The 24,306-nt window shown below is 45.3% G+C and carries 23 protein-coding genes; 10 read left to right on the forward strand and 13 right to left on the reverse strand.

Going from position 1 to position 24,306, the window contains the following annotated elements:
• Nucleotides 1–179 precede the first annotated feature (179 nt).
• From glnA to EXU30_RS12500, 3 genes are all read left to right on the forward strand, one after another.
• Complete coding sequence (glnA, locus tag EXU30_RS12490) at nucleotides 180–1,589, forward strand: glutamate--ammonia ligase (RefSeq protein ID WP_130600517.1); 1,410 nt, start codon at nucleotides 180–182, stop codon at nucleotides 1,587–1,589.
• A gap of 199 nt (nucleotides 1,590–1,788) precedes the next feature.
• Complete coding sequence (locus EXU30_RS12495; protein ID WP_130600525.1) at nucleotides 1,789–1,971, forward strand: type II secretion system protein; 183 nt, start codon at nucleotides 1,789–1,791, stop codon at nucleotides 1,969–1,971.
• Between the two features lie 17 nt (nucleotides 1,972–1,988).
• On the forward strand, nucleotides 1,989–2,309 hold the full coding sequence (locus EXU30_RS12500) for a hypothetical protein (protein ID WP_130600527.1): 321 nt from the start codon (nucleotides 1,989–1,991) through the stop codon (nucleotides 2,307–2,309).
• A 113-nt stretch (nucleotides 2,310–2,422) separates the two neighbouring features.
• Here EXU30_RS12500 and EXU30_RS12505 read toward each other — a convergent pair whose 3' ends face one another.
• Nucleotides 2,423–3,076, reverse strand: a complete 654-nt coding sequence (locus EXU30_RS12505; protein WP_130600529.1) for a DUF2959 domain-containing protein — start codon at nucleotides 3,074–3,076, stop codon at nucleotides 2,423–2,425.
• A 15-nt stretch (nucleotides 3,077–3,091) separates the two neighbouring features.
• A complete protein-coding gene (locus EXU30_RS12510; protein WP_130600531.1) occupies nucleotides 3,092–3,322 on the reverse strand; it encodes a hypothetical protein in 231 nt (76 codons plus the stop codon).
• A gap of 101 nt (nucleotides 3,323–3,423) precedes the next feature.
• Here EXU30_RS12510 and EXU30_RS12515 point away from each other — a divergent pair, with 101 nt between their 5' ends.
• From EXU30_RS12515 to EXU30_RS12530, 4 genes are all read left to right on the forward strand, one after another.
• Nucleotides 3,424–4,317: a virulence factor BrkB family protein gene (locus EXU30_RS12515; RefSeq protein ID WP_130600533.1), complete on the forward strand. Its 894-nt coding sequence runs from the start codon at nucleotides 3,424–3,426 to the stop codon at nucleotides 4,315–4,317.
• Nucleotides 4,318–4,606: 289 nt separating this feature from the next.
• Entirely contained in the window at nucleotides 4,607–5,185 is a 579-nt protein-coding gene (locus tag EXU30_RS12520; protein ID WP_130600535.1) for a hypothetical protein, read from the forward strand.
• An 8-nt stretch (nucleotides 5,186–5,193) separates the two neighbouring features.
• On the forward strand, nucleotides 5,194–5,676 hold the full coding sequence (gene dtd, locus EXU30_RS12525; RefSeq protein WP_130600537.1) for a D-aminoacyl-tRNA deacylase: 483 nt from the start codon (nucleotides 5,194–5,196) through the stop codon (nucleotides 5,674–5,676).
• A 21-nt stretch (nucleotides 5,677–5,697) separates the two neighbouring features.
• On the forward strand, nucleotides 5,698–6,153 hold the full coding sequence (locus EXU30_RS12530) for a thioesterase domain-containing protein (protein WP_130600539.1): 456 nt from the start codon (nucleotides 5,698–5,700) through the stop codon (nucleotides 6,151–6,153).
• 87 nt (nucleotides 6,154–6,240) lie between these two features.
• On the opposite strand, the gene EXU30_RS12535 is transcribed toward EXU30_RS12530, so the two are convergent.
• The 10 genes from EXU30_RS12535 to gmk all read right to left on the reverse strand — a co-directional run bounded on the left by EXU30_RS12535 (nucleotide 6,241) and on the right by gmk (nucleotide 17,838).
• Nucleotides 6,241–7,128 (reverse strand): DUF3014 domain-containing protein, encoded by an 888-nt coding sequence (locus EXU30_RS12535; RefSeq protein WP_130600541.1) that lies wholly within the window; start codon nucleotides 7,126–7,128, stop codon nucleotides 6,241–6,243.
• A gap of 217 nt (nucleotides 7,129–7,345) precedes the next feature.
• Nucleotides 7,346–9,421 carry an ATP-dependent DNA helicase RecG gene (gene recG, locus EXU30_RS12540; protein WP_130600543.1) on the reverse strand — a complete coding sequence of 692 codons (2,076 nt, stop codon included), beginning with the start codon at nucleotides 9,419–9,421 and terminating at the stop codon, nucleotides 7,346–7,348.
• A gap of 82 nt (nucleotides 9,422–9,503) precedes the next feature.
• Nucleotides 9,504–10,112 (reverse strand): response regulator transcription factor, encoded by a 609-nt coding sequence (locus EXU30_RS12545; RefSeq protein WP_130603457.1) that lies wholly within the window; start codon nucleotides 10,110–10,112, stop codon nucleotides 9,504–9,506.
• A gap of 88 nt (nucleotides 10,113–10,200) precedes the next feature.
• Nucleotides 10,201–11,343 carry a sensor histidine kinase gene (locus tag EXU30_RS12550; RefSeq protein WP_130600545.1) on the reverse strand — a complete coding sequence of 381 codons (1,143 nt, stop codon included), beginning with the start codon at nucleotides 11,341–11,343 and terminating at the stop codon, nucleotides 10,201–10,203.
• A gap of 93 nt (nucleotides 11,344–11,436) precedes the next feature.
• Nucleotides 11,437–12,117: a tetratricopeptide repeat protein gene (locus tag EXU30_RS12555; RefSeq protein ID WP_130600547.1), complete on the reverse strand. Its 681-nt coding sequence runs from the start codon at nucleotides 12,115–12,117 to the stop codon at nucleotides 11,437–11,439.
• Between the two features lie 232 nt (nucleotides 12,118–12,349).
• Nucleotides 12,350–14,005, reverse strand: coding sequence for an AMP-binding protein (locus EXU30_RS12560; protein ID WP_130600549.1), 1,656 nt, complete (start codon nucleotides 14,003–14,005; stop codon nucleotides 12,350–12,352).
• Nucleotides 14,006–14,305: 300 nt separating this feature from the next.
• Entirely contained in the window at nucleotides 14,306–14,689 is a 384-nt protein-coding gene (locus EXU30_RS12565) for a RidA family protein (protein WP_130600551.1), read from the reverse strand.
• Between the two features lie 65 nt (nucleotides 14,690–14,754).
• Nucleotides 14,755–16,860 carry a bifunctional GTP diphosphokinase/guanosine-3',5'-bis pyrophosphate 3'-pyrophosphohydrolase gene (spoT, locus tag EXU30_RS12570; RefSeq protein ID WP_130600553.1) on the reverse strand — a complete coding sequence of 702 codons (2,106 nt, stop codon included), beginning with the start codon at nucleotides 16,858–16,860 and terminating at the stop codon, nucleotides 14,755–14,757.
• 13 nt (nucleotides 16,861–16,873) lie between these two features.
• Nucleotides 16,874–17,152, reverse strand: coding sequence for a DNA-directed RNA polymerase subunit omega (rpoZ, locus tag EXU30_RS12575; RefSeq protein WP_130600555.1), 279 nt, complete (start codon nucleotides 17,150–17,152; stop codon nucleotides 16,874–16,876).
• Between the two features lie 62 nt (nucleotides 17,153–17,214).
• Complete coding sequence (gmk, locus tag EXU30_RS12580; protein ID WP_130600557.1) at nucleotides 17,215–17,838, reverse strand: guanylate kinase; 624 nt, start codon at nucleotides 17,836–17,838, stop codon at nucleotides 17,215–17,217.
• 383 nt (nucleotides 17,839–18,221) lie between these two features.
• Between gmk and EXU30_RS12585 the strand changes: the two genes are divergently transcribed.
• From EXU30_RS12585 to yjjG, 3 genes are all read left to right on the forward strand, one after another.
• On the forward strand, nucleotides 18,222–19,373 hold the full coding sequence (locus tag EXU30_RS12585) for a hypothetical protein (RefSeq protein ID WP_130600559.1): 1,152 nt from the start codon (nucleotides 18,222–18,224) through the stop codon (nucleotides 19,371–19,373).
• Between the two features lie 87 nt (nucleotides 19,374–19,460).
• Nucleotides 19,461–20,519, forward strand: a complete 1,059-nt coding sequence (locus EXU30_RS12590; RefSeq protein WP_130600561.1) for a phosphotransferase enzyme family protein — start codon at nucleotides 19,461–19,463, stop codon at nucleotides 20,517–20,519.
• 38 nt (nucleotides 20,520–20,557) lie between these two features.
• Nucleotides 20,558–21,247 carry a pyrimidine 5'-nucleotidase gene (yjjG, locus tag EXU30_RS12595; RefSeq protein WP_130600563.1) on the forward strand — a complete coding sequence of 230 codons (690 nt, stop codon included), beginning with the start codon at nucleotides 20,558–20,560 and terminating at the stop codon, nucleotides 21,245–21,247.
• A gap of 279 nt (nucleotides 21,248–21,526) precedes the next feature.
• Here the strand turns inward: yjjG and EXU30_RS12600 are convergent, their stop codons facing one another.
• Nucleotides 21,527–24,133: a penicillin-binding protein 1A gene (locus tag EXU30_RS12600; RefSeq protein WP_130600565.1), complete on the reverse strand. Its 2,607-nt coding sequence runs from the start codon at nucleotides 24,131–24,133 to the stop codon at nucleotides 21,527–21,529.
• Between the last annotated feature and the right edge of the window lie 173 nt (nucleotides 24,134–24,306).

Below are 24,306 nucleotides of genomic sequence, written 5' to 3' on the forward strand. Positions count from 1 at the left end.
ATTGTGGTGAGTTGTGTAAATTTAATGGTATATATTTCAGTATCTTATTATGTTGGCATGATACTCGCTTTAAAGTGTGCAAATTATGAAATCGATTCCAGATAAGTTGAAACAGTCAGCTTATCGCACTAAAAAGATTACATTTGGGGAATACCCTACACCCTACTGGAGGCTTGATAATGTCAGTTGAAGCAATACTAAAACAAATTGAAGAACTAGAAGTAAAGTTTGTAGATTTACGTTTTACCGACACTAAAGGTAAAGAGCAGCACGTTTCTGTTCCTTCACACCAAGTTGACGAAGACTTCTTCGAAAACGGTAAGATGTTTGATGGTTCATCTATTAATGGTTGGAAAGGTATTAACGAATCTGACATGGTGCTAATGCCTGACCCTTCTTCATTCCTTCTTGACCCTTTCACTGAAGAAGTCACTGGTCTTATCCGTTGTGACATTCTTGAGCCAAGCACTATGACTGGCTACGAGCGTGACCCACGTTCAATCGCTAAGAAAGCTGAAGAGTACCTAAAGTCTACGGGTATTGCTGACACTGTATTAATTGGTCCTGAGCCAGAGTTCTTCTTATTTGACGATGTTAAGTTTGGTACTGACATGTCAGGTACTTTCGTAAAAGTTGATGCGAAAGAAGCAGCTTGGAACTCATCTACTAGTTATGAAGATGGCAACACTGGTCACCGTCCTTTCGTTAAAGGTGGTTACTTCCCAGTTGCTCCAGTTGACTCTTCACAAGATTTACGTAGCGCAATGTGTTTGATCCTTGAAGAAATGGGTCAAGTTGTTGAAGCGCATCACCATGAAGTAGCTACTGGTGGTCAAAACGAAATCGCAACTCGTTTCAACACGCTTTCAAACAAGGCTGATGAAATCCAAATCCTTAAGTATGTAGTACATAACACTGCACACGCTTACGGTAAAACAGCAACCTTTATGCCTAAGCCAATCGTTGGCGACAACGGTAGCGGTATGCATGTTCACCAATCTCTAGCGAAAGACGGTGTTAACCTATTCTCTGGTGATAAGTACGCTGGCCTAAGTGAAACTGCACTTTACTACATCGGTGGTATCATCAAGCACGCTCGCGCACTAAACGCATTCACTAACCCAAGTACTAACTCGTACAAGCGTCTAGTTCCTCACTTCGAAGCGCCAGTAATGCTAGCTTACTCTGCGCGTAACCGTAGTGCTTCAATCCGTATCCCAGTGGTACCAAGCCCGAAAGCGCGCCGTATTGAAACTCGTTTCCCAGATCCAACTGCTAACCCATACTTAGCATTCTCTGCATTGCTAATGGCTGGTCTTGACGGTATCCAAAACAAGATCCACCCTGGTGATGCAATGGACAAAGACTTATATGACCTACCAGCAGAAGAAGCAGCTGAGATCCCACAAGTTGCAACTTCACTAGAGAACGCACTGGAAAGCCTAGAAGCTGACCACGAGTTCCTAATGAAAGGTGGCGTCTTCACTAAAGACTTCATCGAGTCTTACATTGAAATCAAGTCTGCTGAATGTGAGAAAGTATCTCGTACTACTCACCCAATGGAATTTGAACTTTACTACAGCCTATAAGCTGAGTTGAGACTTCCTATTAGCCCTGGCATTTGCCGGGGCTTTTTTCTGTCTGTCTGGATTTACACAGTGAAAGCGAGTTAAGTCTTTGCTGTATATTAACTTGTTTATCGCTGTGTTATGTTTTAGTTACTGTATTCTATGGAACTTACGTTTTCCAAGTTCTGTCTAGTTATTGTTGCCAAAATAAGGAGTCGTTATGGCATTTACTCGCACAAGCAAAACTGCAGCTGGCTTTACCTTAATTGAGCTAGTGGTGGTGATTATTGTGCTGGCTATTCTTGCTGTGGTAGCTGCGTCTAAGTTCATTAATTTGAGCTCTGATGCCAATAAGAGTGCCATTGAAGGTGTGCAGGGGCGATTAAAAGCGCAAAAGACCTAGTTCACTCAGGCTGCTTGGTGAGCTCTCAGTGTGATGAAACCGCGCCAGCGGCTGCAGGAAACGGCTTAGGTAACAGTATTTTGGTACAAGATAAACTGGTCACTCTTGCTTATGGCTACCCAAGACATACTGAAGCGGGTATTGCCCGGGCGATTAATATAGCTGATATAAGCGATGGCGGTGAGTTTAGAATTACTAGCTATACGCTGGCAAGCAGGCCAGGGCTGCGTATTCGCCCAAACGGTGATTATGGAACTAACGAGTGTGAGGTACGCTACTCGCAGCCTCAATCGGCAGGTGATACGCCGCTTATTGAGATTGATACCAGTCAGTGTTAAGACGCTAGCTAGCCGTTAATCAAACTGTTATGTAAACAAAAAACCGCAGCTTGCTGGCTGCGGTTTTGTTTTATCCCAATTGGGATAAATAAGTGATCAGGTTTGAATCAGGACTAACTTCCTTTACCTTCCATCGACTCGATAAACTTGTTTGATTCAGCAATCGATTTATTCATTTCTTTAATTAGGCTAGAAATGTCGGTCTGTAAGCTAGCAAATTCACCTTTAATTGCGCCAATCGCCTGGGCATTAAGGTTATGTTTTAAGTACAGCATATTGTCTTTCATGGCGGTTAAGATTGGCGGCATTTTTGATTCTGCGCGGCGCATACTTTTTACCAGCGAATTGTATGAGCGTTTGGTCTCATTAAGTTTATTGGTACTATTACGGCGCAAACTGGCTTTGCTGATCTCTTGAATTTCAGTTTCCCATTCATCAAATAGTGCTTCAGCGACATCTTCGACTTTGCCAATACGGCTGCTTACATCATCAGCTGCTGATTGCGCTGATTCATACTCGTCTTTTGCTTTGTTGTAGGCGGCTTCTAAATCGCCACCATCAAAGGCGAGGAGCGCTTGCATTTCTTCAAGGGCTGAGCTGAATTGCTCCTGGGCTTCTTCTTGAGATTCTTTTGCGTCTTGAACGCGGTCAACCATAATATCGCGCTTGTGGTAGCCGACTTTTTCCATCGCGCCGTAGTAAGCACTTTGGCAGCCTGCTAGAAGTAAACTGCTAGAAATTAGCGCCACTGAAATCCATTTTTTCATATTATGCTCTCTTAACTATTGACTGGTTGGTGAGCGAAACTTAGCTGCGTCAATGATTGACCATAGGTGGAAAATACCGCCGATGATTGCCGGGATAATCAGAACCCAGAAGAAGTAGCCAACCACAGTGATCACGAAGAACATCAGTGCCGCTAAAATACGCCCTTGTAGTAATTGGCCTAGACCTGGCCAGAAAATGCTTGCGACAGCTGCCAGCACATTACCAGCAGAACCTTGTTGCGACATGGAGTAACTCCCTATAGTCGTGCAAATTGTGTTATAACATTGTACGAAGTTACCCAGTGATTACAAATGTTTAATTCACTTTATCAATACAAAGGATTCGTATGCCGTACAAGTTTGATGTTGCCGCCTACCGCCAGCTAGGGCAGGGATTGTGGCAGTTTTTTCTTCACCTCAAACAAAGGCTAAAAGAAGATCAGATTAACATTCGTGCCGGTCACCTTGCGTATGTGACTCTGTTGTCGCTTGTGCCTATGGTGGCAGTAATGATGTCGATGTTGTCGGCGTTCCCGGTATTTAGAGGCGTGCGCGAGAAGATTGAAGATCTGATTTACAACAATTTTCTACCTGCAGCAGGTGATACGGTGCAGGTATACATTAACGAGTTTGTCGCCAATGCGTCTAAAGGGACGTTCGTCGGTATTGTCGCGTTAGGTGTGGTCGCCATCATGCTGATTTCAGCTATAGATAAAGGGTTAAATAGTATTTGGCGGGTCACTGAAAAGCGTCCATATGTTGTGTCGTTCTCTATGTATTGGATGGTGCTAACACTTGGCCCTGTGTTAGTTGGCGCAAGTCTGGCTGCCACATCTTACGTGGTGTCGCTGAAATTCTTTGCTGGCTCAGAGTTATCAGGTGTAGTGACCTGGTTGGTTGAGCGTTTACCTATGCTGTTTTCGTTAGCGTCAATCTTGCTGCTTTATATGGTAGTACCTAACTGCAAGGTTAAATTTTTGCATGCGTTCTCTGGAGCCATTGTCGCCGCAGCATTGTTTGAAGGCGGTAAAAAGGCGTTTGCGTTTTATGTTACCCAATTCCCAAGTTATGAGGCGATTTACGGGGCATTAGCGGTTATACCGATTTTGTTTGTTTGGGTGTATTTATCTTGGCTTATTGTGCTGCTTGGCGCTGAAATCACGGCATCTGTACCCGAATATTTAGCCGGACGAAGTGGATCTGATAAAGCTATGACAGGTGATGCCAAAGCTGCCGAGTAATTCGGGCGAGCAGACAAGACTTGTTTTAGCTGCGCAGTCTTATCGCTAACATCTAAACGTTAATAGCTATTAGCTAACAGTTAGGCGTCAATAACAAAATGCTAGTCGCTGATTGGAACTGAGGATTCGTTCAGCGCTGATTCAATTGCAACCATATAAGATGAGAGGCATCTAAGTGTGGTCACAACAGAGCTAGCGACCAATGAGGTGGTTAGTTTACTAGACGAAATAAACCCCTAATGCAGTTTCTAGAGCGCTGGGGGAATGCATAAATAGATGAGGAAAAACAATGAGAAAACTGATATTGGCAAGCTGCATTTTAGGGTTAACAGCATGTAGCGCCACTGGTGAGTCAACCGACACGGAAGCTGCAGCAGTGGCAAATCAAGTGCCAAGTACTATCAACCTTAGCGGTATGACCAATGAGCAAGCTGCTGACGAGCTTTATCAGTCGTTACTAAAAGCAAATTACTTGGTGACTAAGGTTGGTCCGAATCGCGTGGCGATTCAAATTGGTGACCAGCAGTTTGTACTTCAAGCGAGTATGAATGAAAAAGGGGTTGATCGTATTCTGGCAAACCGCTTTTTTGCGGTTCATCCGCAGCTTCACGGTAGTAAAGAGCTACTGGTGACCATAGGTCAGTTAAATCAAAAGCTAAATTTTGCCAAGTTCTTTATCCGTAAGAACGGCTCAATTATTCAGGTGCAAAGCTCAGCAACCTTTGTTCAGCAAATTGAACTTGAAGAATTACGCCGCTTCATGATTTGGACGGATGAAGGTTTACGCCAGGTGGGTAAGTCATTCCCAGAGCAAGCTGCTGAGCTAATTAAACCGGTTCCTGTGATGCAGCACCCGCAAGATATTTAAGGAAAATTGTGATTGCATTGATTCAAAGAGTAAAACAAGCAAGTGTCAGCGTCGCCGTTGGCACTGAGCTTGATGGGACTCATCAAGATGACAGCGCTCAGCAATCGCTGATTGGTGCCATCGACCAGGGGCTGCTGGTGCTGCTAGGGGTAGAAAAGCAAGATGATCATGAGAGTATGCGCAAGCTAGCAGCAAAGGTGCTGAAGTATCGGGTATTTAGTGACGAAAATGGCAAGATGAACCTTAATGTGCAGCAGATTGGCGGTAAGTTGTTGGTGGTATCGCAATTTACATTAGCTGCTGATACGACTCGTGGGCTACGGCCGAGCTTTTCTAAAGCGGCGACCCCAGAACAAGCTAAAGACTTATATCAAGCGTTTGTGGCTGAATGTCGAGCTCAAGGTATTGAAGTTGCCACCGGAAGTTTTGCTGCTGATATGCAGGTAAGTTTAGTCAATGATGGCCCGGTGACTTTTAATCTAACGGCGTAGCAAAGCTAAGTTGATTACCTTATGACATTACAGATTGAACAAGCGCTGACAGAGCTCACCAACACCTGGCATCAAACCATTCCTTTAAGTCAGTTCATGCAAGTCACGCCACAGGGTTACCAGGAAGATACTCAGTTGCTAACGGTCACTGCACCATTAGCGCCCAACATTAATCTGCACCAAACTATGTTTGCGGGCAGCATCTATACCCTGATGACGCTTACAGGTTGGGGAATGGTGTGGCTGCAGCAACGTCTTGCTGGCGTTGGCGGGGATATTGTACTGGCAGATGCCGACGTGAAATATTTAGCGCCAGTGACGGCTCAGCCCGTGGCGAAGGTTAGTTGGCCTAGTGGTGTTGATGTTGGCGCATTGAGCCGAGGTAAGCGCCTGCGAGTTAATCTTGAGGTAGAGCTTAGTTGTGATGGTAACGTTTGCGCTAGATTCTCTGGGCGTTACGTGTCTTTGCCAAAGTAGCGTTTCAAGCTAGTAATCAGAATGAAAGCCCGCATTTGCGGGCTTTGTATTTATTAGCGTGAGCAATCTGCGCTTTATTAAGGGCTGTTAGTTCAGCTGTGAGCGCAGGGTGCGAATTGCTTGTTTAATCTTGCGGGTATTTTCAGGTCCCATGCGGATCATCAGTTTTTGTGCATTCGGCAGCGCTTCCAGGTTAGGGTCAACAAACTCATAGTTAACGCTAATGGTCGAAAGCTCAATTGGGTCTTCAATGATCGGTGCATCTAGCATTTGGCTAAAGGCTTGCTGCAGGCGCTCATCAAAGCTGAGTTGATCGCCATAGCCTAGTTCGTCAAAGGCATCGTTAAATAAAGGCGTGATTTGTTTGTAGGTCGCTACCAGCGTTTGTGGGTCCAGTTCACTAATAAAGTCTGCATACACATCATAGCGGCGGTAGCTATCTGGGTTTAGGTAAGTTTTGTTGGTGACATCACTCACAATGAACTGGCGTTCAGGGCCTTTAAGTGGGCTAGCTTTACGGATTAACTCACCTTGAGCAAGGTTATCAACAAACACCACAAACTGGCGAGCTAAGTCTTTTTTTAGTAGCAGTGGCGCAATGTCCATACCATCGGCGACTTCGACTGTTTTCTGAGCTAAGAAGTCATCTGATTCACTCAGAGCAGGTAGCTCTGGCTCTTGAGGCTCGGTAATCTGAGGTTCGTCAACTTCGGGCTCGCCAAGTGGCACCACTTCGTCAACAGGCTCTATCACTTCTTCAATCGGCTGTTGCTCAATTGGCTGCTCTGGTGCTATTTCAGGTAACTGAATGGGAGTTGGCTCAACAGGCTCCGGGGCGCTTTGCTCATCATCGCTGGAGAAGAAGAAAAAGCTTGCGACTGCGATGACCACAATGGCAACAATAACTAAGGCGAGGTTATTACCGCTGCTTGATGGAGAACTCGGTGATATTCTGTCATCTTGATTGACTTGCATACTACTTCCTTTTCAACGACATATTTATAAGAGTCAATTGTGCCTCACTACATATTTGTGTCTGTTTGATTTTTATTCAAATCAGCGACAGCTTGTTCATTCTGCAATATTCATAAGGCTTGTCTAGCTCTTAGCTAGCTAAATTAAAAATATATAATCTTGATCACCCTGAAAACCGCAGATTATGCAAGATTGCATAGCTTCACAGGTGATATCGCTATGCTTGCACAAATTGCTCGCGATCGCCGAGCCAGCGGTGAATAATAGCGTCGACGTTTTCAGGTGCTTGTTGCTTTACATGTACCGCCAATTTTTGGATTCCAGAGATAAGATGTTGATCGCGCACAAGGTCAGCAATTTTTAGCTCGGCTAAGCCTGTTTGCCTGGTGCCGAGCACTTCACCAGGACCGCGGATTTCTAAATCTTTTTGCGCGATAACAAAGCCATCATTGCTTTGGCGTAAAACCCCAAGACGTTTGGTCGCGGTTTGCGATAGGGGAGCTTTATACATAAGTACGCAATGGCTCGCTACGGCACCACGGCCAACTCGTCCTCGTAACTGGTGCAACTGAGCAAGTCCGAGCCGTTCGGGGTTCTCTATCACCATTAAGCTCGCGTTAGGGACATCAACACCTACTTCGATAACGGTCGTAGCAACTAGCAGATGCAATTCGCCAGATTTAAAGCGCGCCATAATGTCCTGCTTTTCAGTGCTTTTCATGCGCCCATGAACTAGGCCAACTTTTAGCTCGGGCAGTGCTTGTGCAAGCTCCTGCGCAGTATCTTCTGCCGCCTGACACTCTAACACCTCAGACTCTTCAATAAGGGTGCAAACCCAGTAAGTCTGACGCTTATCTTCTAATGCAGCCTGGCGTACGCGATCAATCACCTGTTGTCTGCGGCTATCTGGCAATGCGACTGTAGTAACAGGTGTTCGCCCCGGTGGCAGCTCATCAATAATTGAAGTATCGAGGTCAGCATAAGCTGTCATTGCCAGAGTTCGCGGAATGGGGGTTGCTGTCATGATCAATTGATGCGGATGAAAGCCTTGTTTCACGCCTTTTTCTCGCAGCTCCAAACGTTGATGGACACCAAACCTGTGCTGCTCATCAATGATAATCAGCGCCAGTTTATTGAATAATACTTGCTCTTGGAAAATAGCATGGGTGCCAATCACCATATGAGCATCGCCCGATGCGATATCTTCTAACGCTTGCGCTCTGGCTTTGCCTTTTAGTTTGCCTGCGAGCCAGCCTACTTTTAGCCCAAGTGGCTCAAACCAGCTGGCAAAGTTTGCTGCATGTTGCTCAGCGAGCAGCTCGGTTGGCGCCATCATGGCGACCTGATAGCCATTTTCAATTGCTCTTAATGCAGCAAGGGCGGCAACTAGGGTTTTACCCGAACCCACGTCACCTTGAACTAGTCGCATCATTGGCTGTGGTTTAGCGATATCTGCGCTAATGTCTTGCACTACTCGCGCTTGGGCACCAGTGGGACTAAAAGGTAGCGACGCTAAAAATGGTTTGATTAGCTTGTCGCTCGCGTTAAGGGCAATCGCACTGTCTTTATTGCTGCGAGCTCTGAGTTTTAACATGCTCAGGTTATGGGCTAGCAGTTCTTCTTGAATTAATCGTTGTTGGGCTGGGTGGCTACCTAGCTCAAATTCAGTCGGGTCGGTGTTACTTGGTGGGCGATGCACCATTTGCAAAGCCTGCTGCAGGCTTAAATTATTTGGATGTAGATGACTTGGCAATAATTCAGGTAGGCCGCCGTGGCTGAGCAAGCTTAATGCTTGATCGGTCAGTTTTATCCAGCTTGCTTGTTTTAAGCCCTCGGTCGTTGGGTAAATCGGCGTTAAGGTTTCGCTAAGCGCAGCATGCTCACCGGCTTTTATAATCTTGTATTCTGGGTGAATAATCTCAGCTTGATGCTTACCGCGGCGGATCTCACCGTAGGCGCGGATAATTGAACCTGCCTGCATGGCGTTACGCTGCGCCATAGAGAAATTAAAGAAGCGCAGCGTCAGTGAACCTGTGTTGTCGCGAACTGTGCAGGTCAGCATACGCCTGCGACCTGGAATAACTTGTGTGGATTGGATCTCGGCTTCGATGGTGCCGTAGCCACCAAATTGCAGCGCCGCAATCGGATAGATTTGCGTTCTGTCTTCGTAGCGAAGCGGCAAATGAAATAGCAAGTCTTGCACTGTGTGAATGCCAAGTTTATTTAGACGTTCGGCCATTTTTTTGGCAACGCCTTTCAACTCGGTAACGGGTGTAAGATCAAGCTGTGACAATTAGTTAGACCTGATTACTGTAAATTTATACATGTGTTTTTATCTTATCAGAGTTTCATGTGTTAGCAAATGCGCTAACAATTTACAGCCAGCCTTTTTGTTTAGCGATTCTAGCGGCATCAATGCGATTACTTGCGCCTAATTTACTGATCGCTTCTGACAGGTAGTTGCGCACTGTACCTTCGGCAATGAATAGTGTTTGAGCGATATCAGAGGTGCTACGCCCGTCACCCGCGAGACGAAGTGCTTGACGTTCTTTATCGTTTAGCGGGTCGCTGTCGCCAATTGCGCTAATGGCTAACTCTGGGTCGATGACCTTTTTACCTTGCATCACCTTCGTAATGGCTGCCAGTAAGTCATCACTTGGGGCATCTTTTAATAAAAAGCCGCCGACACCATATTCTAAGGCGCGTTTGATGTAGCCTGCTCGGCCAAAGGTAGTCAAAATAATGATTTTAGTGCTTGGTTGGTTTTGCTGAATGTATTGGGCTAATTCGAGCCCGGTTTTGCCTGGCATTTCAATATCGGTGAGCAGTAAATCAAACTGAGTTTGTTTGAGCGCGGCTAACGCTTGCGTTCCATCCTCAGCTTCTGTTACTTCAAGTTGACTAAAGTCATCAGCGCCTAGCTCAAGCAATGCTGCTAGTGCGCCGCGCACCATGGCTTGATCTTCTGCTAGTAACACTTTAATTGTTTGACTCATGTGTTTATCTTCCTTGCTGATAAATTTGTTATTAGCTAAGCTGCGAACCTAGACCACTGTAGGCAATCGATTGACGTTAACTCGCTTGCAGTGGCAACGACACAGTTAGTCGCATGACGGGTTTAGCTTCAATCACCAATTCTGCGCCTATCATTTGTGCACGCTCATGCATGCCATTAACCCCATTACCTGCAGCAATGGACTTAGCTGCTGCTGACTCGATAAGTTCAAGTATCAGAGTATCTTCTATCACTTGGCAGTTGATAACACAGCTTTCACTTCGACTGTGTTTAAGCATGTTATTAACCGCTTCTGTCATGATTAAACCGAGTTGGCTTTGTTGTAGCTCAGTTAGGTTAGGCAGCTCGCCATTTAATGTCACCGCGATGCCTTTATCGCGCAAAATCGCAATCAGGTTGAGGATGACTTGTTGCAGCCCTTGTAGCTTATAGTCTGAAACCGCCTGGCGAATTTGCGATAGGCTTTCGCGGCTGATATCGGCTAGTTGTTGGATTTGCGTTTGTGCTTGTTCGGTTTTACCGGCATTGATGAGTTTTTCAGCCAGTTCGGCTTTGAGAGCGATGGACGCTAGCTGATGGCCAACAATATCGTGCAGATCGCGGCCAATACGCTCGCGCTCTAACGACTTAGCTAACTGGGCAATTTCATCTTGTGATTGACGTTGCTCACGAATATTTTTCTGCCGATTATGCTCAATCACACCAAACATGCCCACCACCAGGCAGATGCCGCTGCCATAAAGCGCGAAGTATAATTGGGGATAACCTATTAAATAATTGAGCGTGAATAGGATAGCGACCAAACCTAGGTAAAGTGAAATGGCGCGTTTTAGTGGGTAGAAAAAACCAATAAAAAAGCTGAGAAAACTAAAGAATGACAAGCTACCGCTGGAAAATGGCGCCGCTGCGACAGCGCTTGCTAGCATTAGTAACAGTGGGTATTTAGCATTGTCAGCATTGGACTTATACGCCCAGAAATAGCTGTAAATAAATGGGATAAGTAAGGTTAGGCTGACCGCGACGTTTAGCCATTGTTCACGCACAAAATACAGGGGCACAAAAAAGAACACTAGGTTAAGTAAGTAAACCCAGGCGATTTTTTGCTCATAAGATTTAGGCTCAGCTGTACTCCCTGCTGAGATATTATGGTTTGCTTTAGGTTTTTCTCTGAGCTTATTTTTGGTCAAGCTTTGATTCATGAAGCCTCCTTGCACGGCTAAGTTAGCTTAACCGTGCTTGACTGATACTCGCAAGTCTTGCTTGGGACTTGTCGCATGTGCTGAATGCAGTGATTACTGATTAGCGGTCTGCTGAGATAAAAGAAACTTGGCCCAGCCATAGTCAGCCTCAACCTGCAGTGCTTGTTGCCAATCGGCCTGTGCACCAGCTATATCTCCTTGCTCTTGTTTCGCTAGACCGCGCCAGGTATAAGCTTCAGCATGTCCCCAGCAAATATCACTACATGGTTGCTCGAAGTAACTGATGGCTTGGGTCGCCAGTGTTTGCGCTTTATCTTTGCCGCCGCCATACATGCTTGGTGTGTTAAAGGCACTAATGGCTTTGACTAACCATACTCTTGGATTCTCAGGCTCAAGCTCTTGAGCTTGTTCAAGCAACACTGCAGATTGCGGGCCTAAAATCGCTGCTTGTGAGTAGTCGGTTGCGATAACCATGCCGTAAACCGATGCCAACAGTGCTAGAGAATCAGCCGTTGCCTGTTGTTGATTCATTGCTTCAAGGCTTTCACGGGCATCTTTAAGTGCGGTTTTAGTTAGCTGAGATTGCCCAGTAATGTTGGCCGTGATAGCTAGGCGATAGTTAGCATAGGCCTGTTCATAACTGCTGGTTTGCTCAACTAGCTGTGCCAGTTTAGTTGTGCTTACTTGACTCGCTGCCAGATCGATTTGTTCAATGTTTGCCTGTGCAGTAAAAGTCGCGAAAGTTAGGCTTGATAGTAAAAGTAAGTGTTTCATCTCAATCATCTCCATTTGTTTGCCCAACACCTTGTTGGGATGAGTTCATTATTGAAAAATCAACTTCATAAACGTATGGACAAAGGTAATGAGATGCAGATGACAAATGTCATTAATAGATTATTTGAGGCATGATGTTGGGCTAATTGGCTGTTACATATAAAAATAACGCCAGCAAATTGCTGGCGTTATTAGTGTTTAGCACTGAGGCGTTGTGAACGAAATCGTCTGATTAGATTTCGTCTTCCCACATCACTTTAGCGCCGCGAATACCCTCGGCTTTAGCGTTGAATTGCTTTTCAAGCACATGGCGCTTGATTTTAAGCGTTGGGGTGAGAATATCGTTCTCAACCGTCCAGGTATCTGTAGTGACAATCATGGCATCAACGTGCTCATGAGACTCTAGATTAGGGTTGACGCTATCAAGCGTTGCTTTAAGTGACGCGCGCACCTCTTCACGAGGCTGTTTTGCTGCACCTTCAGATAGCTGTACTAATGCAACTGGGTGCGGCAGCCCTGAACCAATTACGCAAATCAATTCAAGGTGTGAATCTTGTGCGAGCTTACGCTCAATCGGCACTGGTGCAACATATTTACCCTTAGAGGTCTTAAAGTTGTCTTTCACGCGGCCTGTGATGCTGATGTACCCGTCATCATCAATCTCACAAATATCACCGGTGTAGAAAAAGCCATCTTCATCAAATGCGGCAGCGGTGGCTTCTTCTTGCAAGTAATAGCCTTGCATCAGGCCTGGGCTTTTCACCATTAGCTCACCTTCATCTGTGCGGCGAACTTGGCAGCCTTCAATTGGGCGACCCACACTGCCAATTTTGTTGGCATTAAATGGATGATTGATGATGGAGTATGCGCAGTTTTCTGTCATGCCCCAGGCTTCGCAAATATTAAGCCCAATATCGCTATACCATTGTAATAATGATGCTGGTACTGGTGCTGAACCCGAACCCAGTAGGCGACAATGTTCAAGCCCTAAACCCTTGTGGATTTTGCGTTTAACCAGGCTCGAAATAATCGGGATTTTAAGCAAGAAGTTAAGCTTGCTCTCGCCGACTTTGTTGACGATGTTGAGATGGAATAGTGTCCATAATCGCGGTACTGAGAAAAATACCGTTGGGCGGCAACGTTGTACGTCTTCAACAAAGCTATCTAGGCTTTCTACAAAGGCGACACTCGAGCCTGAGTAATATGATGAACCTTCCATTGCTACGCGTTCTGTAATATGAGCAAGCGGCAGATAAGACAATAAGCGATCATCCACCGTGGTTTTCAAGTCACGCACAACGGCATTACATGTCCAGGCGTAGCTGGCGAAGGTTTGAATCGCACCTTTAGGTTTACCAGTTGAACCAGAGGTGTAAATCAGCGTCATGGTTTGTTCTGGCTCTGGGTTAGGCGCGTCTAATAGTGGGTCGTTAAAGTCTAAAAGTTGCTGCCAGCTATATTGGCACGGCATGGTGTCATAAGGCATGGATAAACGCAGAATATCGCCACCAACACCTGTTTCTTGCTCGGCCCAATAGTCTAACTTACCTGAGAAAATGGCTTTACTACCACTGTGCTCAAGTACGTAACGAATGGTGTCAGCGTTGGCTGTTGGGTAAATCGGTACGCTAATAAAGCCGCCATGCATAAGGGCAAGGTCGGTAATAAACCACTCAGCACAGTTTTTTGACAAGATAGCGACTTTGTCGCCACGTTTTAGACCTAGGTGATGCAGCGCACCAGCAATAAGCTCAACTTGTTGCTTAACTTGCTTCCAGGTGAACTCAACATATTGTCCGTTGATTGGCTGGCGTAAATAGACTTTATCGCCTTGTGTATCTACCCAATGGGACAGCATCTCGAGGGGATTTTTGATTACATTTTCCATCGACAATTCCATGTTCTTGTTTTTATTTCACCCGTTTTCGAGATTCGACTTCAGGCGATTTGGTTGAATACGTTTACAGAATTTCTAAATCCAGTATGGCGATTTTTGTGAGCTGGCGCAAACTTTTGCCCAGCTTATTAAGCAAGATTTAATCAATCTAAAGAGGGATTTATATTGGATATTGGGCTTTGATTGAGTAAAAGCTCTATTGAGTGGCAGAAAAAGGCAAACAAAAAGGCGCATTATGCGCCTTTAAAGATATAAATGTAGGAGTGAGTGAAAGCTCACTTACACGAGCTGTTACAGCTCCATTACACCGTCCATTTCAACCAATGAGCCTTTAGGTAGTTGACGAACGCCAATTGCTGCACGTGCTGGGTATGGTTGAGAGAAATAACGGCTCATGATTTCATTTACCGTGGCAAAGTTAGCTAAGTCGATTAAGAAGATGTTTAGCTTAACGATATCTTCTAAGCTACCGCCTGCTGCTTCACATACCGCTTTTAGGTTTTCGAAAACCTGCACGACTTGCTCTTCAAACTGCTCAGATACCATTTCCATTGTGCTTGGCACAAGCGGGATTTGGCCTGAAAGGTACACGGTATTGTCTACTTTAACTGCTTGTGAATAGGTACCAATAGCTTGCGGCGCTTTGTCTGTTGCGATAATGGTTTTATTTGCCATGTTGTTTCTCTCTTTCGATAGGGGCGTTAAGGTTTGGTCTTATTGCCAGTCTTTGCTGACTTTTATTATCTGTTTCTCGAGGTTCGTAATACTTCAGGAAGTACACGAATTCGACGCATCACATTTGCAAGATGTACTCGATCTTTGACCGAAATACGTAAGTTAATTAAGTAGACTCGACCATCACGTTCTTCGGTGCTGAGGTTATGAATATTAGAGTCAGCCGATGCGATAATTGAGGTGATTTTAGCCAGGGCGCCTTGATGGTTAACAATCTCAACCCGCAAATTGGCTTGATACTCAAGGCCTTCGACATTATCCCAATGCACAGAAATGTACTTGTCAGGCTCACCCTGATAACCGCGAATATTGGCGCAGTTTTCCATGTGCACCACTAAGCCTTTACCTGGACTCACATGGGCGATGACCGCATCACCTGGAATAGGGCGACAGCAGTTAGCATAGGTAACCAGCATGCCTTCGGCGCCGCGAATAGGCATAACCTTGGCATCTTTGTCATCACTTGATTGTAAGTCTTGCCCAAGAAGGCGCTGAGCAATAACAATGCTCATGGCATTGCCTAGGCCAATATCGGACAGCAGTGACTCAAGTGAATCATGCTTGGTTTCTTCAATGACCTTTTGAATTTGCTCTGCTGGCAAGTCGCTTAAATCTTTATCACCTAACGCATGGTTTAGCAGGCGTTTACCAAGACCGACCGCGTTATCGCCTTTCATGCTCTTAAGCACCTGGCGAATCTTACCGCGGGCTTTACCTGTCACCACAAAGTTAAGCCATGCTGCATTTGGCCTAGCGCCTTTAGCGGTAATAATCTCAACGGTTTGCCCTGAGATTAGCGGCTGACTAAGCGGGTAAGCTTGACGGTTAACTCTTGCTCCCACACAGGTGTTACCTACGTCAGTGTGTACTTCGTAGGCAAAATCAACCGGGGTGGCATTAACCGGCAGTTCGAGAATACGCCCTTCTGGGGTGAATACGTAAATCTCGTCAGGGAATAGCTCGGTTTTTACGTTCTCAACAAACTCAAATGAGCTGCTGGCACTTTGCTGCAGCTCAAGCAGGCTTTGCATCCACTTACGCGCACGAACCTGAGTAGTTGATTGCGCTTGAGCATCAGTGTTGCTCTTATACATCCAGTGCGCGGCAACACCCTTGTCTGCCATTTGGTCCATTTCATCAGTACGAATTTGTACTTCAACTGGCACCGCATGCGGGCCAAACAGTGAGGTATGCAAAGACTGGTAGCCATTAGCTTTGGGAATGGCGATATAGTCTTTAAAGCGCCCAGGGTGCGGCTTATATAAGCCATGCATTGCGCCAAGCACTCGGTAGCAAGTGTCGATGGTATCGACAATGACCCGGAATGCATAAATGTCCATTACTTCTTGGAATTGCAGCTCTTTACTGCGCATCTTACGGTAGATGGAATAGAGGTTTTTCTCGCGGCCTTTTACTGAGCCTTTGATGCCAGCTTCTTCGAGTCGACTTTCAATAGCCGTTTCGATGCTGTTGATCAGCTCTTTACGATTGCCGCGCGCCGCTTTTACTACCTCTTTAATGACGCGATAACGCATCGGGTAGTATGCCTGAAAACCTAGGTCTTCAAGCTCAGTCTTAATATTGTGAATACCAAGGCGGTTAGCAATAGGTGCGTAAATTTCGAGGGTTTCGCGGGCAATACGGCGACGCTTATCTGGGCGCAGAGCACCTAGGGTGCGCATATTGTGGGTGCGATCGGCAAGCTTAATTAAAATGACGCGAATGTCTTGGGTCATCGCCATCATCATTTTGCGGAAGTTTTCTGCTTGCGCTTCTTTCTTGTCGCGGAATTTTAGCTTGTCGAGCTTGGAGACACCCTCTACCAACTCTGCGACTGTCATACCAAACAGTTCGGCGAGCTCTTCTTTGGTGACTGGGGTGTCTTCAATGGTGTCGTGCAGCAATGCTGCCATTAGCGTCTCATAATCAAGACGCATGTCCGCGAGGATGCGGGCTACGGCAACAGGATGGGTAATGTAAGGCTCACCACTTGTGCGCATTTGACCTTCGTGGGCATCTCGCGCAACCTTATAGGCCTGCTTGAGTAATTCTACTTGCTCCGGTTCTAAATAACTGGATGCAGACTCCTTTAGACCTTCAAACAGATACAAGTGGTGCTACTCCTTAGATTGTACGACCTTCAGCAATGGCTGCTACAGCTGCGATTTCTGCAGCTTCACGTTCACGAACAGATTGACGCTCATCAGCATCTAGAGTGCTTGAGGTCACTAAGCCTAACTCGATTTCGCGTAGCGCAAGTACAGTTGGCTTATCGTTCATCTCTTCAACCATTGGGTCTTTACCTTGAACGGCGATTTGGCGTGCACGACGCGCTGCAACCAGGATCATGTCAAAACGGTTGCCGATTTGTTCTACGGCGTCTTCTACAGTTACGCGAGCCATATCTTAAAACTCCAGTTATCTCTTACAGTGAAAAAATGACGCAAAATTGTACACTAAGGCGTTTATTCTGCCAATAGATCGACAATCATATCATTGTGAGTATAGCTCTGACTAGCACAGGTTAGTCGTTGGCTGGCAATGATAGTCTCAAATTGTTGCAGGGCAGTGTCAAAATCATCATTTACAATGACGAAATCATACTGTTTATAGTGCGACATTTCTGACACGGCTTGTGCCATACGCTTGTCGATCACTTCTTGTGAATCTTGACCGCGACCGGTTAGGCGGCGCTCAAGTTCAGTTTTTGATGGTGGCAAAATAAAGATGCCAACTGCTTCTGGCATGAGTTTTTTAACTTGTTCGCCGCCTTGCCAGTCGATATCTAAAAATACATCGATGCCTTGCGCGAGCGTTTGCTCAATCACTTGGCGCGAAGTGCCGTAGTAATTACCGAATACTTCTGCCCACTCAAAAAATGCGTTGTCAGCAATTAGCGCTTTAAACTCATCGACAGAGACAAAATGGTAATGCACACCGTTCTCTTCACCTGGACGTGGTTGGCGTGTGGTGTGCGAGACAGAGACTTGCTTGTCTGCTGGTTTGTCTTTTAACAAAGCCGAGATAAGCGAAGATTTACCGGCGCCACTTGGCGCTGAAACAATAAATAAATTACCACGAGTGTTCATATATTGAGCGTCTTTAGGTTGGATATTATTCGGATGAAGAAAACTTAATATTATAGTCTGTTGCACCTTAGTAAGGCTAGATAAACAATACTCGAGTTAATAGGTAGTCGTGCTAATCACTTAAAGTTAGTGCCATTCATTAATGTTGATTCGGTAGCTTTGCTAACAATATTAAGCTTACTTCATTGCAAAGTTGAGCCTGCGTAATGCCTAAGTGCAAGATTTTGCCTTATGCCACTGGTATTGTGAGGCCTGTATTGTGTAGGCTTTGCCCTGCAATGAGAAATTGCGTCAGAAATCTTAAAAATAAATCCTAGAAATCCAAACTCCCTGTATTTGATTGAGTTTGAATAAGTGAAAGTTACCAATAAGGAGCGCTAAGTATGTTGTCGACACTATTTTGCATAAAAGGCTTTGATAGCCGCGGACGTTTTGCCGCGATTAGCCTAGGTTGCTTAGTGTTGACCTTGTTGTGCGGCGTTATCTTTCCTCAGAGTTTATTTGCGGTACTAGTAAGCATTGTGTTTGTGATTGCGTCCGGTCTCGCTAGTTTGCGCCGCTTAAATGACTACCAAGGAGCAAAATTTTACAGTGCTCCCTTACCAGTACTATTGCTTTTGGCTTCCGTGCTGCAATTTACTGCATCGCCAAATGTGCTGCTAGCGATTTTGGTGGTCTTGGCTGTCGTTTGTATTATCTTACTGGCAATCAAACCTAGTGCCCAGCTGCGCAATTACGTCCAAGGCTACTTTGGCCCTAAACTTGAGCAGCTAGTCAGCTCACCAAGTGTGAGGCGCGACCCTACTTTAGGTGCAGAAATTGGCGGTGAAGGAGTTAGCTACGAAGCCGGGCAGAAGTCTGCAGAAGCCAGCTTTGAACACGTCGGGGTAGATAATGATGAGCAAGAAATAAGCCCTGAAGCCGAGAGTGCTGAACCTCGCGGATTTTATATTGACCATGAAGCAAAAGAGTCTGGCTCGGTTACCGAATTAGCAAAGACTTGGTTGGTATGGGCTCGTGAGCATCAAAAGTCACTTACGCTTGCGGCGCAAGTATGTAGTGGGGTGATGGTTATTGGCATTATTACCTTCGTCGCGGTGCAGTTTTTATCATCTGATAATGAGGGACAAACCGACAGCCTAGAGCAAGCGACAAATCAACAACAAACCCAGATTCAGCCGCGGGTGTCTGTAAAAGTGCCTGATGGTTTTTGGGTGGTACAAGAAGGTGAGATACTAATTATTCGCTGGCTGGGTGCTGAGGGCACACCGCAAAATCTATGGCAATTAGCTGCGGCATCAGGGGATAGCAGCTGCAGTCATCTTAGGTTTAATAACGGTAATCAGTATCGTCCAATGACCGTAGATTTAGTCGATGACTCTGGCACTGAAGCGCGTTTCTCACCGTTAGATAATGGTGCAATTATTAAAGACATCGCACTTCGCGGCAGTTTTAAGCTATGTGGTTATGACTTTAGCTTAAAAGGCAGTCAAGCTGCGTTGATGAGGCAACCTGAGTTTGCCAAGTTGTTGTAAAAGGTGTGTAATAGCCGCAAAAGTTACAGGAAATCCAGTGAGCGCTATAAAAAGCTGTTACTCGGGTAAGCTAAGGGTGACAGGTTAATGGAATTTATTCGCAAGCACGTTTTACCAATGTACGATTTGGCCGATGCCAGCGTATCCCCGCTGGGTAATGGTCATATTAACCGTACTTACTTGGTGAAAAGTGACCAACGCACCATAGTGCTGCAGCATATCAATACTCAGGTTTTTCCTCAGCCTGAACTCCTGGTGAAGAATGCCTTGAGCATTGCTGCTCACCTCACCAAAAAACAAGCTAATAACGAGTATCAATTAGCGATCATTAAGCCTGTATTGACGGTCGATGGCCAGGCTTACTTAGACTTTAATCAGCAAGGTTTTTGGCGAGCCATTACCTTCTTGCCTGGCAGTCACACCATTGAGGTGGTTAAAGACCAGCAAGATGCGCAAACCGCTGCCAAAGCCTTTGGTCATTTTGCGGCAGCGTTAAGTGACTTAGACCCGAGCTTAATTGATGAAGTGATTGTTAACTTTCTCAACTTAGGCAATCGCATTGATCAGTTAAAACAAGCGATAGAAAATGATGCTGCTGGTCGGCTAGCACAATGTCAACCTTGGGCTGATTTTGTGCTGTCTCAGCAAGGTTTTGTTGAACATGTTGCCCAGCTAGAGGCGCAATTGCCGCTGCGTATTTGCCATAACGACACCAAAATCAACAATATGCTGTTCAACAAACAGGATATGAGTAGCCTGGCCGTGATTGATTTAGATACCTGTATGCCAGGGTATTTGATGTATGACTTTGGCGACATGGTACGTGCTTTTTGTTCGCCAGAAGCAGAAGATTCCACTAACTTGGCAAGCGTAATAGCAAGGCCTGAGGTTATCACTGCAGCGGCGAATAGTTACATTGAGCAGCTGGATGGAGTGATGACCGCTCTTGAAAAGCAAAGTTTATGGGTGGGTTTAAAGGCAATGGCACTGATGTTAGGTTGCCGCTTTTTAACTGATCACCTTAATGGCGATGTTTATTTTGCTGTGCACAGACCCCAGCATAATTTAGACCGCGCTGCCAATCAGTTAACCATTTATCAATCGTTGTTAGCGCAAGAGTCGCAACTACAAGCCCTGTTTAGTTAGATTTTTAGCAAACCACATGAGTTTGAGTAGTCGTTTAGATGAACATTAAGCAATTTTCCTGGCTGTTATTTGACGCGGACGAAACCTTATTCCACTTTGATGCGTTTGCTGGATTGCGCGCACTGTTTGCTAATTATCAAATTGACTTCTCCCGCGACGACTTTATCCAGTATCAAACCGTCAACAAGCCGTTATGGGTGGCCTATCAAGATGGCCATATTGACGCGCAAACCTTACAGCAAAATCGCTTTTCACAATGGGCGGATAACATTGGTTGTAGCACTCAAGAGTTGAACCAAGGCTTTTTGCAGGCGATGGCGGATATTTGTCAGCCGATGTGCGGCGTGGTTGAGTTATTAGAGCAGGCAAAAGAATATGCGGAGCTGGCGATTATTACTAATGGCTTTACCGAGCTTCAAGCTGTTCGCCTACAAAAAACCGGTTTAGATAAATATTTCAGCCATGTGGTGATTTCAGAGCAGGTAGGGGCAGCTAAACCCGATAAAAAGATATTCCGCCATGCACAAAGCTTGATGGGAGAAGTTGAGCCTGAACAAGTGCTCATGGTTGGTGACAACCTGCATTCAGATATCATTGGTGGCCAACAAGCTGGGATGCAAACCTGCTGGCTCAATCATCATGGTGCGTTAACAGAGCAAGGTATTGAACCTACGCTGCAAGTGCGTAATATCAGTCAGCTGCATCAATGGTTGTTTTCCAACAGATAATACCAATTGACACAAGTATTTGATCATTCTTACTGGTTAAAATCGCTTATAACTTCGTTAGAAATTTTGTAGTTAGAACAACTAGCTAGCTGCAATTTCTGCCTTGTTCTAAGCGATTTTTCCTGCGTAATCTCTGATCACTTATTTATCCCAATTGGTATGATTCATTCGGCAAAAACAGACAACAAGCAAGTTGAAAATAAAAACGCCTCGGTACTATCCGAGGCGTTGTTGTTTTTAGCTCAAGCTAAAGTTAAAGCTTTAGCCTAGTTAGGGGCGCTACTGAAATAAATCTTCTTCAGAGTTGTCGATAAAGATATCTTCAGTTTCTGGCGCATCAGCAACAAACTCTGTCGGCTGAGTACCATCAATAAAGTACTCAAACGAGGTAGTGTGATCGGTTTTGCGTGTGAGCTTACCGGTTGTAAGATCTATTCGAGCGCTAACAATTCCTTGAGGTGGCTCTTTAATAATTTCTGGAGTGCCTTTTAACGCTTCATTGAAGAAGTGGTTCCAGCCGGGTCCTGCTGTTTTTGCACCTGCTTCGGCACCAGAAATTTGCCCTTCTGGTCCATCAGCAATCCAGGTTGTTCGCCCTAGTTGACGGGTATGGTCATCAAACCCAACCCAAAACGTTGAGGTTAAACTTGGATTATAACCACTAAACCAGGTGTCTCTTGATTCGTTTGTAGTACCTGTTTTACCGGCAATATCACGTCGTTTAATTAATCTCGCTGCGCGCCATGCAGTGCCGTTCCAGCCAGTACCTTTACTCCAGTCACCACCGCCCCAAATTACTGATTTTAGTGCTTCAGTAATTAAGAAAGCGGTTTGTTCTGAAATCACTTGTTTGGCCTTACGCAAATTATCTTGCTGGCAGTAGCCGTCGATAACCTTAGGCCCTTCAACTTGAGGCTCATCAACATTGGCAGCCATGCTGTCAGTATCGTTAATATCTAACTCTGCTACCTGCTCAAAGTCTTGTGGAATGGCTGTAAATGGGTCGTCAGAGTTGAGATCTTGTGAAGCTTCAACGTCGACCGGCATAGGTTTGCAGGCATACGTTGGTTCAGCTTGTTCAATCACATTGTCATAAGAGTCAGTAATCTTAGTAATGTAATAAGGCTCAACTAGGTAGCCGCCATTAGCAAACACGTTAAAAGCGCTCGCAACTTGCAGCGGGGTGACTGACGGTGAACCTAGTGCCAGTGATTCGTTGCGCGGTAAATCTTGTGCATCAAAACCAAAGCTAACTAGCGTATCGACAGCATCATCAATACCAATGTGGCGCAGGGCACGTACCGACATAACGTTAATCGATTGTGCTAGGCCGACTCTTAATCTTGTTGGACCGCCATATACATCCGGTGAGTTTTTCGGGCGCCAAGCTGTGCCTTGTCGGGTGTCAGGCTTATTGATTGGTGCATTATTAATTAACGTTGCAAGCGTGTAGTCATGCTCCAACGCACTGGCATAAATGAATGGCTTAATATTTGAACCGAGTTGACGCTTAGCTTGCGTTACTCGGTTGAACTGGCTTTGACTAAAGCTAAAGCCACCGACTAATGTTTGAATTGCGCCATCGACTGGGTCAAGCGATACTGTTGCGCTTGATACTTGCGGTACTTGCGATAGTTGCCATTCGTCACCGTTATGACGAACCCAGACTTGTTCGCCGACGTTGAGGATATCACTCGCTGTTTTTGGTACTCGTCCTTGGCGCTTGTCAGTGATAAATTTACGCGCCCATTTTAAGCCGCTCCATTCAACTGTCACTCGCTCGCCATGTTTTGTTAAAAATTCAGCAGACTGCTCAGACACTGCCATTACTGCTGCGGGAATAATACCTTGAATAACAGGCTTAGCTTTTAAAGCCTCTAGGATTTGCTCGTTGTTAATTGGGGTTTCTGTCCACAACACTTTACCAGGGCCGCGATAGCCGTGGCGTTGGTCATAGGCAAATACATTGTTACGCAACGCAGTCTGTGCTTTGCGCTGTAAGTCTGAATTTATCGTGGTATAAACGTTGTAGCCATGTGTATAAGCTTCCTCGCGACCATATTTTTGAATCATATAATCACGCGCCATTTCCGAAATATAAGGAGCATAAAGGTCTATTTCGGCGCCGTGGTAACGCGCAGTTACTGGAGCAGCTGCCGCTTCTTCATATTCGGCTTGGGTAATGTTGCGTTTTTCAAGCATGCGGCTTAACACCCAGTTACGACGATTGGTTGCGCGCTGAGGGTTCCGGATAGGGTTTGCAGCAGATGGTGCCTGAGGTAAACCGGCTATCATTGCCATCTCAGGTAATGTTAGCTCATCGAGTTCTTTACCATAATAGACTTGGGCAGCAGCTCCCACACCATAGGCACGGTTACCAAGAAATGAACGATTTAAGTAAAGAGTTAAAATCTCTTTCTTTGTTAGTGCTTTTTCAATTTTTAGTGCCAGAAAAATTTCTTTAATTTTACGAATATAGGTTTTTTCGTTAGATAAAAAGAATCCTCGTGCTACTTGCTGAGTAATGGTACTGGCACCTTGGCTTTTCTTACCGGTTGTAATTAGAATGGTTGCGGCACGAACAATACCAATTGGATCAATACCTTTATGCTCAAAAAAGCGTGCATCTTCAGTGTCTAAAACTGCATTGATTAACTGTTGCGGTACATCTTCATATTCAACCGGGATCCGTCTTTTTTCACCAAACTGCGAAATAAGCAATCCATCTTGACTGTATATTCGAAGTGGTGTTTGTAGCTTTACGGTTTTTAGAGTATTGACGTCAGGAAGGTCTGGTAATACGTAAAAATAAGCAGCTGCGATCGCTCCCACACCCAAAAGGGCGAGACTGAACGAAGCAATTAGAAAACGTTTAAACCATTTCACGGCAAAATCCCAAAAACTTAAAGAAAGGCAATAGTATATAAGCGAGATAGTTTTAGTTGAAGCAAAAACATGTATACTTGAAATAGTATTTGTAAATTGTTGAAACATTTTATACAAATACTTATAACGAGTTGATTTTGTGCTAATCTCTTTTAAAAAAGAGAAAAAATGTG

Origin of the sequence: Shewanella maritima, assembly GCF_004295345.1 — a bacterium.
GTDB classification, from domain to species: domain Bacteria; phylum Pseudomonadota; class Gammaproteobacteria; order Enterobacterales; family Shewanellaceae; genus Shewanella; species Shewanella maritima.

What these genes read in the sequence shown, in the direction of transcription:
- EXU30_RS12560 (WP_130600549.1), bottom strand. Translation starts at nt 14,005, where the DNA reads ATGGAAAATGTAATCAAAAATCCCCTCGAGATGCTGTCCCATTGGGTA.
- rpoZ (WP_130600555.1), bottom strand. Translation starts at nt 17,152, where the DNA reads ATGGCTCGCGTAACTGTAGAAGACGCCGTAGAACAAATCGGCAACCGT.
- EXU30_RS12530 (WP_130600539.1), top strand. Translation starts at nt 5,698, where the DNA reads ATGACATTACAGATTGAACAAGCGCTGACAGAGCTCACCAACACCTGG.
- EXU30_RS12555 (WP_130600547.1), bottom strand. Translation starts at nt 12,117, where the DNA reads ATGAAACACTTACTTTTACTATCAAGCCTAACTTTCGCGACTTTTACT.
- glnA (WP_130600517.1), top strand. Translation starts at nt 180, where the DNA reads ATGTCAGTTGAAGCAATACTAAAACAAATTGAAGAACTAGAAGTAAAG.
- EXU30_RS12505 (WP_130600529.1), bottom strand. Translation starts at nt 3,076, where the DNA reads ATGAAAAAATGGATTTCAGTGGCGCTAATTTCTAGCAGTTTACTTCTA.
- EXU30_RS12510 (WP_130600531.1), bottom strand. Translation starts at nt 3,322, where the DNA reads ATGTCGCAACAAGGTTCTGCTGGTAATGTGCTGGCAGCTGTCGCAAGC.
- EXU30_RS12495 (WP_130600525.1), top strand. Translation starts at nt 1,789, where the DNA reads ATGGCATTTACTCGCACAAGCAAAACTGCAGCTGGCTTTACCTTAATT.
- EXU30_RS12535 (WP_130600541.1), bottom strand. Translation starts at nt 7,128, where the DNA reads ATGCAAGTCAATCAAGATGACAGAATATCACCGAGTTCTCCATCAAGC.
- EXU30_RS12590 (WP_130600561.1), top strand. Translation starts at nt 19,461, where the DNA reads ATGGAATTTATTCGCAAGCACGTTTTACCAATGTACGATTTGGCCGAT.
- EXU30_RS12550 (WP_130600545.1), bottom strand. Translation starts at nt 11,343, where the DNA reads ATGAATCAAAGCTTGACCAAAAATAAGCTCAGAGAAAAACCTAAAGCA.
- EXU30_RS12565 (WP_130600551.1), bottom strand. Translation starts at nt 14,689, where the DNA reads ATGGCAAATAAAACCATTATCGCAACAGACAAAGCGCCGCAAGCTATT.
- yjjG (WP_130600563.1), top strand. Translation starts at nt 20,558, where the DNA reads ATGAACATTAAGCAATTTTCCTGGCTGTTATTTGACGCGGACGAAACC.
- EXU30_RS12585 (WP_130600559.1), top strand. Translation starts at nt 18,222, where the DNA reads ATGTTGTCGACACTATTTTGCATAAAAGGCTTTGATAGCCGCGGACGT.
- EXU30_RS12520 (WP_130600535.1), top strand. Translation starts at nt 4,607, where the DNA reads ATGAGAAAACTGATATTGGCAAGCTGCATTTTAGGGTTAACAGCATGT.
- gmk (WP_130600557.1), bottom strand. Translation starts at nt 17,838, where the DNA reads ATGAACACTCGTGGTAATTTATTTATTGTTTCAGCGCCAAGTGGCGCC.
- EXU30_RS12515 (WP_130600533.1), top strand. Translation starts at nt 3,424, where the DNA reads ATGCCGTACAAGTTTGATGTTGCCGCCTACCGCCAGCTAGGGCAGGGA.